This window comes from Streptomyces sp. TBY4 (assembly GCF_024213195.1).
In the GTDB taxonomy this organism is placed as follows: Bacteria; Actinomycetota; Actinomycetes; order Streptomycetales; family Streptomycetaceae; genus Streptomyces.
Genome location: NZ_JANAVF010000021.1, coordinates 123677 through 139546, shown reverse-complemented (window position 1 = coordinate 139546; position 15870 = coordinate 123677). Strand labels below are relative to the sequence as shown.

Here is a 15870-nt window from a genome sequence, read left to right as displayed (position 1 = left end):
CGCGACCGCAGGGAGCGCCCTTGAGGGACCGGCCCACCCCGAAAGGACACTGGACTGCCGGGACGCCCCCCGGAACCCCACGCAGCCAAAGCCCACCCCGCAGCACAGGTCCCCCAGCCCCCCTCCACCCCCACTTCCGGGGTAGTGGCCGGAACCCGCCGACGGCATGGCACGCTTGGGGCATGGCCGTTCAGATCAATCCCAGTATCTTGTCCGCCGACTTCGCCCGGCTCGCCGAGGAGGCGAAGGCCGTCCAGGGGGCGGACTGGCTGCATGTCGACGTCATGGACAACCACTTCGTCCCGAACCTCACGCTCGGCATGCCGATCGTGGAGTCGCTCAGCCGGGCGACGGACATCCCGCTCGACCTCCACCTCATGATCGAGGACCCCGACCGGTGGGCCCCCCAGTACATCGAGGCCGGCGCGGGCTCCGTGACCTTCCACGCCGAGGCGGCGGCGGCGCCCGTGCGGCTCGCGCGTGAGATCCGGGCCAAGGGGGCGCGGGCGTCCATGGCGCTGAAGCCCGCGACGCCCATCGAGCAGTACGAGGACATCCTTCCCGAGCTCGACATGCTGCTGATCATGACCGTGGAGCCCGGCTTCGGCGGTCAGCCCTTCCTCGACATCATGCTGCCCAAGATCCGCCGCACCCGGGAGCTGATCTCCAAGCACGGTCTGGAGCTGTGGCTGCAGGTCGACGGGGGCGTCTCCGCGACGACCATCGAGCGGTGCGCCGAGGCCGGCGCGGACGTGTTCGTGGCGGGCAGCGCGGTCTACGGAGCGGTCGATCCGGCGGCCGCCGTACGCACGCTGCGTGACCAGGCGGGTGCGGCCATCGCAGCGGCGCCCTGGGCTTGCGACCACTGAAACAAGGCTTGGTGAACAGCTCGGTGAACGGGAGCTGTCCGGGCTGATCAACGGCCGTCGGATCTGACAGGATGAACGGCGAGTCGAGAGTGTGAACGCGAGAGTGTGAACAGCAGTGAGGAGAACGCGGTGTCTGCAATGTCGGCGGGACGGTCAGCCCTGCGGATGGGACCCGCGGAGCTGGTGCAGGCGGCGGCCATGGCGCGCCGCTTCTACCTGGAGGGGAAGTCCAAGATCCAGATCGCCGAGGAGTTCGGCGTGAGCCGCTTCAAGGTGGCCCGGGTCCTGGAAACGGCCCTCGAGCGCGACCTCGTACGCATCGAGATCCGGGTTCCCGCCGAGCTGGACGCCGAGCGCTCCGACGCGCTGCGCGCCCGGTACGGGCTGCGGCACGCCGTGGTCGTCGAGTCTCCCGCCGATGCCACCGAGGACGCTCCGGACCCGGAGAACCTGGGTGCCGTAGCCGCCGATCTGCTGGGCGAGCTCGTCAACGAGGGGGACGTACTGGGCCTCGCGTGGGGGCGGTCGACCATCCACATGGCCGCCTCCCTGCACCGGCTGCCCCCCTGCACGGTCGTCCAGCTGACCGGCGTGTACGACGCCGGGACGGCCGAGCGCGGGTCAGTGGAGGCCGTACGCAGGGCCGCGCAGGTGTCGGGCGGCGATGCCCACCCGATCTACGCGCCGATGCTGCTGCCCGACCCGGCCACCGCGGCCGCCCTGCGCAACCAGACGGGGATCGCGCGGGCCTTCGAGTACTTCGACAAGGTCACGGTCGCCGCGGTCTCCATCGGGTCCTGGGAGCCGGGCATCTCGACCGTCCACGACATGCTCACCGACGAGGAGCGGGCGCACTACGCCTCGCTCGGCGTCGCCGCCGAGATGTCCGCCCACCTCTTCGACTCCGAAGGGCGGCGGGTCGGGCGGGACCTCGGCGAGCGGTGCATCACCGTGGAGGCGGACCGGCTGCGCCGGATCCCCGAGGTCGTCGCCATTGCCGGCGGGCTGCGCAAGGCGTCCGCGATCGGGGCGGTGCTGCGCTCGGGGCTCGTGACGAGCCTGGTCACCGACACCGCCGTCGCGGACTACCTGCTCACCGAATCGGAGCCCGGTCTGCGTCCGGCGCTGGAGCGGGCCGACCCCGACGAGTGATTGTTCGGATTGATCCGATTGTCCGGACGAATGCCGGTCAAACGCGGGCACGTGATGTTCGCCGATGCGGATGGTGCCGTAATTGAGATCCGAACGGCGGACCGTTCGACGGCCTGCTGGGCGCATACTGGGTGCAATGACAAAGTCAGCAGTACCTCGCCGCCATTTGCCGTCCAGCCCGTTCAAGGCCCCCGTGGAAGCGCCGCTCCGGCACTTCAGCGTCGGCGACCGGGTTACTCACGATGAGCACGGCCTCGGCCGTGTCGTCGCCGTTGAGGAGGGGATCGCTGTCCTCGTTGAATTCGGGCCCGAGGTCCGTAAGCGCATCTTGAGTCCCTACACCAAGATGGCCGCCCTCTGAAGACACCGCGCGATTCGCGGGAGAATCGGATATTTGGCACGATCGGTGCATGATCTTTCGGAACGTGCCCCGATCGTTGCTGCGTGTGCTGGGGGCCGTGTTCCTTTGCGCGGCGCTGGTCGGTGCGGTGGGCTGCAGCGGGAAGAAACCCGCGCCTGCCGCGGCCGCCAGTACGAGCGCGAGTGCGAGCGCGAGTGCGAGCGCCAGTACGGGCGCGCGCGCCGACTCCGGCGTTGACGTCGCCCCGAGCGGGGCGGCGAGTTCCGCCGTGCCGACGCCCGGATGGGCGAAGGGGATGGCGACGGTACGGGCCTCGGCATTGCCGCAGCAGGCCCGGGACGTGCTCGCGCTGATCGACAAGGGCGGGCCGTACCAGTACCGGCAGGACGGGACCGTCTTCGGCAACTTCGAGAAGGTCCTGCCGCAGAAGAAGCGCGGCTACTACCACGAGTTCACCGTGAAGACGCCCGGTGAGCGGGACCGTGGGGCCCGGCGGATCGTGACCGGTGGGGGCGGGGAGTTCTACTACACGGACGACCACTACGACACCTTCAAGGCGGTTCTCCGATGAGCCTCGACCCGCGGCCCCTGGCCCCCGCGCTCGAAGCGGCCGAGGCCGCCGGGTGGGCGACCGTACGGCTGGATCTGGACGGCGTACGGAGCAAGGCGGAGCTGATGCGGAGGTGCGGGGCGGCGTTGTCGGTCCCCGAGTACTTCGGGGGGAACTGGGACGCGCTGTCCGATGCGCTGCGGGATCTGTCGTGGTTGCCGGCCGCGCCGGGGCGGCTGCTGGCCGTGACCTCGTGGCGGGGCTATGCGGAGGTGCGGCCCGCGGAGTGGGAGACGTTGCGGGAGGTGCTGGAGGAGGCGGCCGCCTTCTGGAGGGCGGAGTCGGAGTCCGGGGACGGGGGCGAGGATGGCGGGCCGGGGTTGACGGTGCTGCTCGCCGAGTCCGGCCCGGGGCCGACTGCCGGGGCTCCGCCCCGGGCCCCGCGCCTCAAACGCCGGCGGGGCTGAGTTGTGCCGGCGCGGCTGGACGGCCCGCCGGGCTGAAAGATCGGGGCTCCGCCCCGGGCCCCGCGCCTCAAGCGCCGGCGGGGCTGGGTTTGGCTGGGCTGGGATGGTCCGTGCGGCTCAAGGATCGGGGCTCCGCCCTGGGCCCCGCGCCTCAAGCGCCGGCGGGGCTGGATTTGGCCCGATGGGGCTGGATGCGCGCGGGCAGGCCGGGATGGCGCCGGCTCGGTGGGAGACCCGGCGGAGCCGTTCGGCTCCGCCGGGTGGGTGGGTCAGGACTTCGGGATCCAGGGTGGGGTTTGGCCCCAGGACCAGACCGGGATGTCCGCCGCGTCCACCGGGGGTGGGGTGGGGCCCGAGTAGATCAGGGCCATGCGGGTGCCCCACTCGATGTAGTACGCGAAGACCGCGCGGAACTCCGGGTCCGTGGGGAGGCCCACTTCGTCGGCGGTGTCCGTCAGGAGGTCCACCCAGCGGCGGCGCTGCTGTTCGGTGATGCCGCGGCCCAGGTGCTTGGTGGCCATGTGCTGGTGGCCGCCGTGGGAGGCGGTGTACTCCTTCGGGCCGCCGAAGACCTCCGCCAGCCAGACCGCCACGTGCTGGGGGTGATCCGCGTCCATGCCCGCGAAGACCGGGGCGAGGATCTCGTCCTGCAGGGCGTGGGCGTAGAAGGCCTCCGTGAGGCGGTTCATCGCCTCCTCGCCGCCCATCCATTCGTAGATGGTGGGAGTGGTGTCGGGTGTGGTGCTCATGACGGGGTGGACGCCTTTCCCGGGCCGGTGACCTTGGTGACGAGGTAGTGCTGCATTTCCTCGATGGCCGTGACGTACGGGCGGATCGCGGTGAGGAACGGCGGGAAGTGGTCCCCCTTGCGGAAGCCGTTCAGGTGGGCGTCGATCGAGGTCCAGCGGATGCGGAGGATGTAGCGGTCGGGCTCTTCCTCGCAGCGGGCGAGTTCGTAGTCGATGCACTCCGGCGAGGCGGCCAGGGACTCCGAAGCCCTGATGTACGCCTCTTCGAAGGCGGGCTGTTCGTCCAATGCGATCCGGTAGCGGATGTATTCGACGGTGGTGGTCATGGTGCGGGCCTCTCCCTGGGGTCGGGCGGTGATCGCCGGTGGTCCGTGTCAGGCTTGCGCGATCTTGCGGGTGCCGGGAGATCTTTCGCCGTTATGACCCGGACTTCTGGGAGTCGGAGGGGGAGCCGGAGGGGGAGTCCGAGAGGTCGGGGCCCTTGGCGCGGACCTGCTGGACCCGGTCCAGGGACTCGCGCAGGTCCGTCAGCCAGGTGTCGGTGTTGCGGCCGACCAGGCGGACGCACCAGGCCAGGGCGTCGGCGCGGCTGCGGGCGACGCCGCCCGCGACCAGGGTGTCGAGGACCTGGCGCTCCGGCTGGCGCAGGCGGGTCATGACGGGGACCGCGAGGTGGGTGAAGAGGGTCCGGTCCTCGCCCGACTGGGCGGCCCAGGACACCTTGCGGCGGTAGAGGTCCTCCGCCTCCCGGGCGACTTCCATCCGCTGTTCGCGGGTGCGCTCGCGGAAGGCGGCGACCGATTCGGTCGCGGGGATGGCGCCGACGACCGTGATCTCCTCCCGGTCCACCGTGACCGAGAGGAGGGACTCGTAGATGTCCACCGGCAGGCGCTCGGCGAACCAGGAGCGAAGCTGCTCGTTCTGCTCGGCTGTAATCATGTAATCAACGGTGCGTCCGGGCGGAGCTTGATCGCAAGGGGGACGGGCCGCCGTTCGCTCTCAGCCCATCGAGCGGTAGCGGTGGATCAGGGAGACCGCCATCGCTCCCTCGCCCACGCCCGAGGCGACGCGTTTGACCGAGTGGGCCCGTACGTCCCCCGCCGAGAAGACCCCGGGAACGCTGGTCTCCAGCGGGTACGGGGCGCGCTCCAGGCTCCATTCCGCCGGGAGTTCGCCGCCGTTGGAGATCAGGTCCGAGCCCGTGAGGACGAAGCCGTGCTCGTCGCGCTCCACCACCCCGGCCAGCCACCCCGTGTGCGGGCGGGCACCGATGAAGGTGAACATGAAGCGGGCCGGGATCTCCTTGTCCTCGCCGGTTTCGGAGTCGTGGAGAGTCAGGCGCTCCAGGTGGTCCTCGCCGTGGAGGCGGACGACCGTCGTGCGGACCCGCACCTCGATGTTCGGGGTGCGCTCGATCTCGTCGATGAGGTAGCGGGACATGCTGTCGTCGAGGGAGGCCGCGCGGACCAGGATCGTGACCCGGGCGGCGTACTTGGCGAAGTGCACGGCGGCCTGGCCGGCCGAGTTGGCGCCGCCCACGATGAAGACGTGCTGCGAGATGCACGCCGAGCTCTCCGTGGTCGCCGCGCCGTAGTAGAGCCCGGCGCCCTCGAAGCGGTCGGCGCCGGGGGCGTCCAGGCGGTTGTACGAGACCCCGGTCGCCAGGAGCACCGTCTCGGCGCTGATCTCCGTACCGTCGGCGAGGGCGAGGATCTTCGCCGGGTCGTCGCGGGTGAGGGACACCACCTCCACCGGGTGCAGGATCTCGGCCCCGAAGCGGGCGGCCTGGATGGTGGCCCGGCGGGTCAGGTCGCCGCCGGAGAGGCCCGAGGGGAAGCCGAGGTAGTTCTCGATCAGGCTGGAGGTGCCGGCCTGGCCGCCCGGGGCGCGGGAGTCCAGCATCAGGGTGGACAGGCCCTCGGAGGCCGCGTAGACACCGGCCGCGAGGCCCGCCGGGCCCGCGCCGACGATGACGCACTCGTAGTGCGGGCGCGAGGCGGTGGTGGCCAGCCCCAGGCGCTGGGCGAGCTGCGTGTCCGTCGGCGCGGAGAGCACCGAGCCGTCGGGGAAGCGGACCAGGGGCAGCGCGGCATCGGGCTGGGCGGCGGCGATCACGGTCAGCGCCTCGGGGTCCCGCTCGACGTTGAGGAAGCGGAAGGGCTGGCCGTTGCGGGTGAAGAAGTCCCGGACGGCGTGGGTGCCGGGGGAGACGAGGTGGCCCGCGACGATGATCCCGTCGTACGCGGGCCGGTAGGTGGCGAGCCAGTCGGAGAGCAGGTCGTCCAGGACCGGGAAGAGCCGCTCGTGCGGGGGGTCCCAGGGCTTGAGCAGGTAGTAGTCCAGGCGGACCCGGTTGATGGCGGTGATCGCCGCGTCCGTCTCGGCGTACGCGGTGAGCAGCACGCGGCGGGCGTCGGGGAACCGGCTGACGGCCTCCAGCAGGAACTCGACCCCGGTGACGTCCGGCATCCGCTGGTCGACGAGGAAGAGCGCCGGGTCGTGGCCGCGCTCGTCGAGGGAGTCCAGGATCTTGAGGGCGTCGGCGGCCGAGGAGGCGCCGAGCACCCGGTAGCGGTCGCCGTACGCGCTGCGCAGGTCGCGGCGGACGGCGCGCAGCACCTGCGGGTCGTCGTCCACGGCCAGGATGACGGGCTTGCGGCTCTCCGCGCGCGACGCGGCTTCGGCGGTCGCGGCGGCGGTGCTCCGGGGCGCGGCGCTCGTGGTCGCAGTGCCGGTGGCCGCGGTGGCCGCGGTGGCCGCGGTGTTCGCGTGCGCGGCGGGGCCGGTCGCGGCGGCCCTCTCCCGGGCCGCGCTCACGCCGGGTCCAGCATCAGCTTGTCGGCGTAGCACCAGGCCCAGTCCTCGCCCGGCTCGTGGGAGGCCGCGATGGGGTGCGCGGTGGTCCCGTAGTGCCGGGTGGCGTGACGGTTCTTCGAGGAATCGCAGCAGCCGACGTGCCCGCAGCTCAGGCACATCCGCAGGTGCACCCAGGTGTCACCGGAGACGAGGCACTCCTCGCAGCCCTCGGTGCCGGGTTTCACCGGACGTATCGACTCGATGTGGGTGCACAACAGGTCCATCGTCATCGTCCCCGTCCCTCTCTCGCGCTCTCGCGCTCCGCGCCCGTGATTGCCGCGCGCCCGTGATTCCGACGCGTCCAGACCATAAGGCGGGGCGCCGTTCGGGGTTCAGGGATTCGGCCGAAGTCAGGTAGTCCGGAAGCTACTTCATGACATCGACGGACGACTTCCTGAGGTGCCCCCACGACCTCGGCGACTACCTCACGAAGTCGCACACCAGCGCTTTGACGGGAACCCCGGGCGCGGCCAGTGTGGGGGACGCCAACGACAACAGGCGGCGCCTGGAGGAATCCGTGAGCAGAAAGATTCTGGTCATTGTCTCCGAACACGGTTACTGGGCCGAGGAACTGATCGGCCCCGTATCCCAGTTCGACGAGCAGGGCTATGAAGTCGTATTCGCCACGCCGACCGGAAAGCGTGCCCACGCTCTCCCGCCGAGCCTCGACGCGAACTACATCGATCCTCCGCTGGGACGTTCGGTCACCACCGAGGAGAACGCCCGGCTGGGCCGGGAGTTCGAGCAGTCGAGCCGGCTCGACTCCCCCCTCGACATCGAAGCGTGGGCCCCGGAGCGCCCGTACACCAGCGACCCGGCCTATCTGCCCAAGCTGGAGCAGTACCACCGCGATCTGGACAAGCTCCAGGCCGACATCGCCGGTTTCGACGCGGTGCTCGTCGTGGGCGGCAGCGGTCCGATCGTGGACCTCGCCAACAACGAGCGCGTGCACGCCCTGATCCTCGCCTTCAAGAACGCCGGCAAGGTCGTCGCGGCCGAGTGCTACGGCGTCGCCTGCCTGGCCTTCGCCCGGGACTGGGGCGACCGCCGCAGCATCATCTGGGGCAAGCACGTGACCGGCCACTGCAAGGAGTACGACTACAAGGACGGCACCGGATTCCTCGGCACCGATTTCAACATGGGGCCGCCGCCATATCCGCTGGAGTACATCCTGCGCGATGCCACCGGGCCGCGCGGCGCGTACATCGGGAATTTCGGCCATCCCCTTTCCGTCATCGTCGACTTCCCCTTCGTGACCGGTCGTTCGACCCCCGACTCGTATCTGACCGGGCAGAAGATCGTGGAAGTCCTGGAGAACGGTCTCACCCGGTACGGCTGGTAATTCACGACACCCGCGGGAAGAGGAGGGGGAGTTCGATGGGTTCTGGAGCCACTCCCGGACGGGAAAGGCTGATCGACCAGTTCAAGGCCGACGGCCTGAACGTCATGTTCGGAAATCCGGGGACGGTGGAACAGGGATTCCTCGACGCGGTCGACGCGGCGGAGGACTTCCACTACGTCCTCGCCCTCCAGGAGACGGTGGCCGCCGGCATCGCCGACGGCTACGCCCGCGCCACCGGCGGGGCGGCGCTGCTCCAGCTCCACTCCGGGGTGGGGCTGGGCAACGGCATCGGCATGCTCTACCAGTCGCTGCGCGGCCACACCCCGATCGTGGTGGTCGCCGGTGACGCCGGGGTGCGCTACGACGCCATGGACGCGCAGATGGCCTCGGACCTGGTGGCGATGGCGAAGCCGGTGACCAAGTACGCGACCCGGGTCACCGACCGGCACTCCGTGCTGCGCACGATCCGCCGGGCGGTGAAGATCGCCCTGACCCCGCCGCGCGGCCCGGTGTTCGTGGCGCTGCCCATGGACGTGCTGGACGAGCTCAACTCCGAGCTCGTCCTGCCCGCCACGGTGCCGCTCACGGACGTGGCCCCTTCGGCGGCCTCGGTGGGGCGGGCGGCCGAGCTGCTGGCCTCCGCCGAGCGGCCGGTCGTCCTCGTCGGGGACGGGGTGGCGCTCTCCGGGGCGCAGCGCGAGCTCGTGGCCGTCGCCGAGCTGCTCGGCGCCGACGTGTTCGAGGTCGACTCCTCCGAGGTGAACATCGCGGCCTCGCACCCGCTGCGCCGCGGTCAGACGGGCCACATGTTCGGCCCGCACAGCAAAGAGCTGATCGGGAACGCGGACGGGGTGCTGATCGTCGGCACGTACGTCTTCCCCGAGGTGTTCCCGGAGCTGGAGAGCCCCTTCCGGGCCGGCGCGAAGGTCGTGCACATCGACCTGAACGCCTACGAGATCGCCAAGAACCACCCGGTGGACCTCGGGCTCGCCGCCGATCCCCGGCAGGCGCTGCGCGCCCTGGCCGGCGTACTGGAACGGGTGCTCACCCCCGCACAGCGGGCGGCGGCGGCGGGGCGGCTGGACGCGCGGACCCGGCAGCGGGTGCGGGCGGGCCAGGCCGAGCGGGAGGCCATGGAGGCGGACGGCTCGCCGATGGCGGTCTTCCTGCGGACCCTGGCCGAGCGCACGGGCGGGGACCTGATCGTCTTCGACGAGGCGCTGACCACCTCCCCGCTGGTCACCCGGTACCTGCCGCCGGAGCGCCCGGGCGACTACCACCTCACCCGGGGCGGTTCGCTGGGCGTGGGCTTCCCGGGCGCGGTCGGCGTGAAGCTGGCCCGGCCGGAGCGGCTCGTCGTCGGCTTCGCCGGCGACGGCGGCTCGATGTACACCTACCAGGCGCTGTGGACCGCGGCCCGGCACGGCATCGAGGCCAAGTTCGTGGTCTGCAACAACCGTAAGTACCGGCTGCTGGACGACAACATCGCCCAGTACTGGCGGGAGCGGGAGATTCCCGAGCACGGCTTCCCGGGCTCCTTCGACCTCTCGCACCCCGAGATCGACTTCGCCGCTCTGGCCCGGTCGCTCGGGGCGGGCGGGATGCGGGTGGAGAAGCCCGACGAGGCGATCGCTGCCGTGGGCCGGATGCTCGCCCACCCCGGGCCGTTCCTCGTGGACATACAGATCTGACACCGCCACAGACAGGAGGAGACCGCATGCCCGCCGAGCGGCTGACCGAGGACGCGATCCGCGCCTTCGCCGAGAAGTGGTACGTGGCCCTGGACCGGCACGTCCAGCCGGACCAGGTGCTGTCCCTGATCACCGAGGACCTGGAGTTCAAGGTCCCCGAGGACACCTTCCTCGGCCACCAGGGCTTCGGCCGCTGGTACGAGGCCGTCACGAACCGGTTCTTCGACGAGGTGCACACGGTCACGAAGGTGGAGCCCGTCATCGAGGGCGACCGGGCCGTCGTCCGGGTCCTCGTCAACTGGCAGGCGAAGATCTGGGACCCGCCTGCCGCCCGCAGCGTGTGGCTGGGCTTCGACGCCGACCAGACCTGGACCGTGGTCGCCGGCCCCGACGGGCCGCTGATCCGGGAGTACACCGTCAACGAACTGGCGCCCATGCCCGGTTCCGCCTCCCTCTGAGCCCCGCAGGAGAAGCGACGATGACCGAAGTGACACGGGAGCGGGTCGAGGCGGCGTACCGCGCCCTCGGCTCCGGAGACCGGGCCAGGATCCTGGAGTACTACGCGGAGGACCTGCGCTGGCAGGTCCCCGGCAACCATCCGCTCGCCGGCTGGTACGAGAGCCTGGACGCCTTCCTGGAGCTGATGGGCCAGACCCACAAGCTCACGGGCGGCACCTTCCGGATGGACATCGAGGCGGTCCTCGTGGGCGAGGACTGCAGTGCGGACGTCTGCCGCAACGTGGCCGTGCGCGGCGGCGCCGACGAGTCGAGCAGCTCCCCGTACGAGCGGATGGACTACCCGGTCTTCCACTTCATGCGCTGGCGCGACGGCCGGATCGTCGAGGGCCACGACGGGCTGTTCGGCGACACGGCCACGGCCTTCAGCCAGTTCTGGGCGCCCTTCGCGCCGGACGGAACCCGCAGGGACCAGTAGGGGGATGAGCGCCATGGACGCGCGGCAGATCTTGCAGAAGTACTACGAGTACGCCAACGTCGGTGACTGGGACGCCTGGTGCGACCTGTTCGCCGAGGACCAGGTCATGGACGAGCAGCTCGCCGGCCACATCGAGGGCCTGGAGACGCTGCGGTCGATGATGAAGGGCATGGGGACGATGTACCGGGTGTTCCGCAACGAGCCCGTGCACTTCCTCGTCGACGGGGAGAAGGCCGCGGCCGTCTCCCACCTGACCGCGGTCACCCCCTCGGGGGCGGAGATCGAGGCCGAGGTCATGAACTTCTTCCGGATCGTGGACGGAAGGATCGCCTACATGGCGAACTACCACGACACGGTTCCCTTCCAGGTGCTCGGCCAGGGCTGAGGGGGCGCGCGATGGCCGTGAACGAGTACGACTACGTCGTCGTGGGATCCGGCACCGCCGGCAGCGTCCTCGCCAACCGCCTCTCCGAGGACCCGGACGTCACCGTCCTGGTGCTGGAGGCGGGGGCGGGCCGCATCCCTCCCGAGGTGGACGATCCGTCCTCCTGGTACAAGCTGCTCGGCGGGCCCGTCGACTGGGGTTACACCAGCGTCCCGCAGCCCGGCCTGGACGGCCGCCGCACCTACGAACCGCGCGGCAAGGCCCCCGGCGGCAGCAGCAACCTCTACATCATGATGCACATCCGGGGCCACGCCTCGGACTTCGACAACTGGGCCTACCAGGGCGCGGCCGGCTGGGCGCACGAGGACGTACTGCCCTACTTCTCGCTGCTGGAGGGCCAGGAGGACGCCACCGCGCCGACCACCGGCACCCGCGGGCCCCAGCGGATCACCAACGCGGGCCTGCACGGCCCCAATCCGGTCTCCCGGGCCTTCATCGACGCCGCCGTCGAGCTCGGCCACCAGGAGATCGCCGACTTCAACACCGACGGGCCCCGGCGCGGACTCTTCGGCGCCGGCTGGCACCACATCGACGTGGCCGGCGGCCGCCGCCAGGGCGTCCTCGCCGCCTACCTGGAGCCGGCCCTCGACCGCCCCAACCTGACCCTGCGCACCAGTGCGCAGAGCACCCGGCTGCTCTTCGACGGGGACACCTGCACGGGTGTCGAGTACGTCCAGCTGCAAGCCCCCGCAGGGATACCGGGCCGGACGGTGCGGGACGGCCACAGCAGCGCGGAAGAGCCCGGGCTGCACACCGTACGGGCCCGCCGGGAGGTGATCGTGGCCGCCGGGGCGATCGAGTCCCCGAAGCTGCTGCTGCTCTCCGGGATCGGGCATCCCGGGCAGCTGCGGGAGCACGGCATCGGGACGGTCGCGGAGCTGCCCGGGGTCGGCGAGAACTTCCACAACCACGTCCTGACCGGGCTGATGGCCGAGGTCACCCAGGAACTGCCGCCGCCCGCACAGAACTTGTCGGAGAGCGCGCTGTTCCTCTCGTCCCGGCCCGGACTGCCGGCGCCGGACCTGCAGATCGCCTTCGTGCACGTGCCGTTCGACGTGATCGTCGGCCAGGACCACCCGAACACGGTGTCCATCCTGCCCGGCGTCGTACGGCCGGTCTCGCGCGGCTGGATCCGACTGGCGAGCGCCGATCCGCTGGCCCACCCGCTGATCCACCCGAACTACCTGGGCGACCGCTGGGACTTGGAGCGGATGGTCCAGGGCGTGAAGACCGCCCGGGAGCTCTTCGCGACCTCCGCCTTCTCGCCCTGGTACAAGCAGGAGCTCCAGCCCGGGCCCGGCTACGTGTCCGACGAGGAGCTGCGCACCTTCGTGAAGCAGAAGTCGGAGAGCTACCACCACCAGGCCGGCTCCTGCCGCATGGGCATCGACGACCTCTCCGTCGTCGACCCGGAGCTGCGGGTGCACGGCGTACGGAACCTGCGCGTCGTCGACGCGAGCGTGATGCCCGCCGTGCCGTCGGGCAACTGCCACACCGCCATCGCGATGATCGCCGAGCGCGCGGCGGACTTCCTGAAGGGGGTGTCCCGTGCCTGACGCGGTCCTGCGCGAGGGCGCGCTGACCGGAACGCGGATCGCGGTCCTGGTCGAGAGCGACTTCTACGAGCCGGAGATCTTCTACTACCAGCACCGCTTCGCGGAGGAGGGTGCCGAGGTCGACTTCCTGACCCGGCTGTGGGGCAACGACTCCATCACCTTCTCCGGGCACGAGTACCGGGCTCCCTTCACCGCGGAGAAGTCCCTGGAGGGGCTGAGCGACGAGGACCTGCGCCGGTACGCCGCGATCATCGTGCCCTCGGGCATGGTGGCCGACCGGCTGCGCTACACCGAGGACGTGGACGTCCTGGCCCCGGCGACGGAGCTGCTGCGCCGGGCCTTCGGGGAGCCGGCCGTCCTCAAGGGGATCATCTGCCACGGCATGTGGCTGGCCGCCTCGATCCCGGACCAGGTGCGCGGCCGCAAGGTCGTCTGCCACAACAACCTCATCGGCGACGTCCGCAACATGGGCGCCGAGTACGTGGACGAGGACGTGGTGGTCGACGGGGACCTGGTCACCGGCCGCACCGGGGCCCACCACCACCTGTTCGCCCGCCGGATCATCGAGCTGATCGCCGCCGGGCGGGGCGCGCGGGCCCGGGCGGACCAGAGCCGCCGGGGCACCGGCTGATGGCCCCCATGGTCTGGTCGCACGTGGGCCTGAACTGCGCCGACCAGAAGACCACCGAGGACTTCTACACCCGGTACTTCGGCTTCACCCGGGCCCGGGTGGTCGACCTCGGAGACGCGCAGATCATCTTCCTCCGACAGGGGGACGTGTACCTGGAGCTCTTCGCGGCGGGTACCGAGCGGGCCGACACGGCCCACCACGACGGGCCGGCGGCGGCGGGCCGGATGCGCCACCTGGCCTTCCAGACCGACAGCGTGGACGGCTTCCTGGCCACGCTCGGCGACGCGGCCGAAGTGACCCTGGGGCCACTGGACTTCGACGACTTCATCTGCGGGTGGCGGACCGTGTGGATCCGTGATCCCGACGGGGTGATCGTCGAGGTCAGCCAGGGATTCGAGGACGAACACGGTCAACACGACAAGGACGGTGCATGACATGGCGGACGCCGTGAGCTTCTCCTTCTCCGACACGATCGCCGGCTACGTCGGCCGCTTCGACTCCGGGTCCCGGCTGCTGCGGCTGAAGACCTCGGACGGCCGCGAGTTCGACGTCTCCCTGACCGGGGACCCCAGCGCCGAGCTGGTCCGCAACCTGGACGAGCCGTACATCGATGCCTCCGGGCACATCGACGAGATGCTCTCTCCGGGACGGTTCCTCTACGTCTACGGGTTGCACTACCCCGAGCAGGGCGGCCGCTTCGAGGCCAAGCGCCTGGTGTTCCTGGGCCGCGGGGCCGAGGACTACCGCTTCGAGGAGCCCAGCTGGTGGATCAAGCAGATCGAATCGCTGGCCGACTTCTACAAGCGGGCGCAGTTCGGCGACGGGCCGGTGGACTTCACCCAGTACCGCACCGAGATCCGGCTCGGTGGTGACAAGACCGCCAGCCACGTCCAGGAGACCGACACGATCTCCCGCCTGGTCTACGGCATGGCCTCGGCCTACCTGCTGACCGGCAAGGACGAGTACCTGGAGGTCGCCGAGCGCGGCACCGAGTACCTGCGCAAGCACATGCGCGTCGTGGACGGCGAGGAGGACGTGGTCTTCTGGTACCACGGCATCAGCGTGGACGGGGACACCGAACGCAAGCTGTTCACCTCGGAGTTCTCCGACGACTACGACGCGATCCCGATGTACGAGCAGATCTACGCGCTGGCCGGCCCGATCCAGACCTACCGGGTCACCGGCGACATCCGGATCAAGAACGACGCGGACGCCACCATCCGGCTCTTCGACAAGTTCTTCAAGGACCCGGAGCAGGGCGGCTACTACTCGCACATCGACCCGATCCTCTTCAGCGCCGACCACGAGTCCCTCGGGGAGAACGCGGAGCGCAAGAACTGGAACTCGGTGGGCGACCACGCGCCCGCGTACCTGATCAACCTGTACCTGGCGACCGGGGAGCAGCGCTACGCGGACTTCCTCGAGTACACCTTCGACACGATCGCCGACAAGTTCCCGGACTACAAGAACAGCCCCTTCGTCCAGGAGCGCTTCTTCCGCGACTGGTCGCACGACACCGCGCACAGCTGGCAGCAGAACCGCGCGGTGGTCGGCCACAACCTCAAGATCGCCTGGAACCTGATGCGGATGAACTCGCTGAAGGCCAAGCCCGCCTACGAGCAGCTCGCGCGCAAGATCGGCGAGATCATGCCGGCCGTCGGCAGCGACGTGCAGCGCGGCGGCTGGTACGACGTGGTCGAGCGCGTCAAGTCCGGGGACGAGGAGACGTATCGTTTCGCCTGGCACGACCGCAAGGCCTGGTGGCAGCAGGAGCAGGCGATCCTCGCCTACCTGATCCTGAACGGCACCGTCGGCGGTGACGGCTTCCTGCGCGAGGCCCGGCAGGCGGAGGCCTTCTACAACACCTTCTTCCTCGACCACGACGAGGGAGCCGTCTACTTCAACGTCCTCGCGAGCGGGACCCCGTACCTGCTCGGGACCGAACGGCTCAAGGGCAGCCACTCGATGTCCATGTACCACTCGGCGGAGCTCTGCTACCTCTCCGCCGTCTACAACAACCTGCTCATCAACGGCCGGGAGATGGACTTCCACTTCCAGCCCGACCCGACGAACCTGCCCGACCGCGTGCTGCGCGTCTCGCCCGACCTGCTCCCCGCCGGCTCGGTGCGGATCGCGTCCGTCGAGATCGACGAGAAGCCGTACACGGACTTCGACGCCGACGGGCTCACCGTCCGGCTGCCCGACGTCCAGGGCCGCGTCAAGGTCAAGGTCCGGCTGCGCCCGACCGCCCAGTAGCGCTCAACGGG

Annotated in this window: 19 protein-coding genes; 14 read left to right on the top strand and 5 right to left on the bottom strand. The window is 70.4% G+C overall.

Translation table 11 applies throughout. From position 1 onward, the window contains the following. Positions 1 to 182 precede the first annotated feature (182 nt). From rpe to NLX94_RS34470, 5 genes are all read left to right on the top strand, one after another. A complete protein-coding gene (gene rpe / locus NLX94_RS34490; RefSeq protein ID WP_254387206.1) occupies positions 183 to 869 on the top strand; it encodes a ribulose-phosphate 3-epimerase in 687 nt (228 codons plus the stop codon). A 138-nt stretch (positions 870 to 1007) separates the two neighbouring features. Further along, positions 1008 to 2021 carry a sugar-binding transcriptional regulator gene (locus NLX94_RS34485; protein WP_254387229.1) on the top strand — a complete coding sequence of 338 codons (1014 nt, stop codon included), beginning with the start codon at positions 1008 to 1010 and terminating at the stop codon, positions 2019 to 2021. A gap of 136 nt (positions 2022 to 2157) precedes the next feature. After that, positions 2158 to 2382, top strand: a complete 225-nt coding sequence (locus tag NLX94_RS34480) for a hypothetical protein (protein WP_112452447.1) — start codon at positions 2158 to 2160, stop codon at positions 2380 to 2382. Positions 2383 to 2431: 49 nt separating this feature from the next. Then, positions 2432 to 2953 carry a ribonuclease domain-containing protein gene (locus NLX94_RS34475; RefSeq protein WP_254387205.1) on the top strand — a complete coding sequence of 174 codons (522 nt, stop codon included), beginning with the start codon at positions 2432 to 2434 and terminating at the stop codon, positions 2951 to 2953. Next, the gene (locus NLX94_RS34470) at positions 2950 to 3399 is read left to right on the top strand and encodes a barstar family protein (protein WP_254387203.1); all 450 of its coding nucleotides are present in this window, start codon (positions 2950 to 2952) and stop codon (positions 3397 to 3399) included. Before NLX94_RS34475 ends, NLX94_RS34470 begins: the two co-directional genes overlap by 4 nt. A gap of 269 nt (positions 3400 to 3668) precedes the next feature. On the opposite strand, the gene NLX94_RS39510 is transcribed toward NLX94_RS34470, so the two are convergent. The 5 genes from NLX94_RS39510 to NLX94_RS34450 form a co-directional block, all read right to left on the bottom strand. Beyond that, on the bottom strand, positions 3669 to 4148 hold the full coding sequence (locus NLX94_RS39510) for a group II truncated hemoglobin (protein ID WP_308402615.1): 480 nt from the start codon (positions 4146 to 4148) through the stop codon (positions 3669 to 3671). Next, a complete protein-coding gene (locus NLX94_RS39505; protein ID WP_308402614.1) occupies positions 4145 to 4474 on the bottom strand; it encodes an antibiotic biosynthesis monooxygenase family protein in 330 nt (109 codons plus the stop codon). Before NLX94_RS39505 ends, NLX94_RS39510 begins: the two co-directional genes overlap by 4 nt. 91 nt (positions 4475 to 4565) lie before the next feature. Continuing rightward, on the bottom strand, positions 4566 to 5087 hold the full coding sequence (locus NLX94_RS34460; protein ID WP_254387201.1) for a hypothetical protein: 522 nt from the start codon (positions 5085 to 5087) through the stop codon (positions 4566 to 4568). 60 nt (positions 5088 to 5147) lie between these two features. Then, a complete protein-coding gene (locus NLX94_RS34455) occupies positions 5148 to 6791 on the bottom strand; it encodes an FAD-dependent oxidoreductase (RefSeq protein WP_254387227.1) in 1644 nt (547 codons plus the stop codon). A gap of 170 nt (positions 6792 to 6961) precedes the next feature. Next, entirely contained in the window at positions 6962 to 7234 is a 273-nt protein-coding gene (locus tag NLX94_RS34450) for a UBP-type zinc finger domain-containing protein (RefSeq protein ID WP_250741351.1), read from the bottom strand. A 287-nt stretch (positions 7235 to 7521) separates the two neighbouring features. On the opposite strand from NLX94_RS34450, the gene NLX94_RS34445 reads away from it, so the two are divergent. From NLX94_RS34445 to NLX94_RS34405, 9 genes are read left to right on the top strand one after another with little or no spacing between them, the layout of a single operon-like run. Beyond that, on the top strand, positions 7522 to 8346 hold the full coding sequence (locus tag NLX94_RS34445; protein WP_254387199.1) for a type 1 glutamine amidotransferase domain-containing protein: 825 nt from the start codon (positions 7522 to 7524) through the stop codon (positions 8344 to 8346). 35 nt (positions 8347 to 8381) lie between these two features. Then, on the top strand, positions 8382 to 10037 hold the full coding sequence (locus NLX94_RS34440; RefSeq protein ID WP_254387197.1) for a thiamine pyrophosphate-binding protein: 1656 nt from the start codon (positions 8382 to 8384) through the stop codon (positions 10035 to 10037). A gap of 26 nt (positions 10038 to 10063) precedes the next feature. Continuing rightward, a complete protein-coding gene (locus NLX94_RS34435; protein ID WP_254387196.1) occupies positions 10064 to 10495 on the top strand; it encodes a nuclear transport factor 2 family protein in 432 nt (143 codons plus the stop codon). A gap of 20 nt (positions 10496 to 10515) precedes the next feature. Then, a complete protein-coding gene (locus NLX94_RS34430; protein ID WP_254387194.1) occupies positions 10516 to 10971 on the top strand; it encodes a nuclear transport factor 2 family protein in 456 nt (151 codons plus the stop codon). Positions 10972 to 10975: 4 nt separating this feature from the next. Continuing rightward, entirely contained in the window at positions 10976 to 11356 is a 381-nt protein-coding gene (locus NLX94_RS34425) for a nuclear transport factor 2 family protein (RefSeq protein ID WP_308402612.1), read from the top strand. 11 nt (positions 11357 to 11367) lie between these two features. Next, positions 11368 to 12972, top strand: coding sequence for a GMC family oxidoreductase (locus NLX94_RS34420; protein WP_254387192.1), 1605 nt, complete (start codon positions 11368 to 11370; stop codon positions 12970 to 12972). Then, entirely contained in the window at positions 12965 to 13603 is a 639-nt protein-coding gene (locus NLX94_RS34415) for a DJ-1/PfpI family protein (protein WP_254387191.1), read from the top strand. The genes NLX94_RS34420 and NLX94_RS34415 overlap by 8 nt, the downstream gene beginning before the upstream one ends. Further along, positions 13603 to 14037, top strand: a complete 435-nt coding sequence (locus NLX94_RS34410; RefSeq protein WP_254387189.1) for a VOC family protein — start codon at positions 13603 to 13605, stop codon at positions 14035 to 14037. The genes NLX94_RS34415 and NLX94_RS34410 overlap by 1 nt, the downstream gene beginning before the upstream one ends. A gap of 1 nt (position 14038) precedes the next feature. Further along, positions 14039 to 15859 carry an AGE family epimerase/isomerase gene (locus NLX94_RS34405; protein ID WP_254387187.1) on the top strand — a complete coding sequence of 607 codons (1821 nt, stop codon included), beginning with the start codon at positions 14039 to 14041 and terminating at the stop codon, positions 15857 to 15859. Positions 15860 to 15870 lie beyond the last annotated feature (11 nt).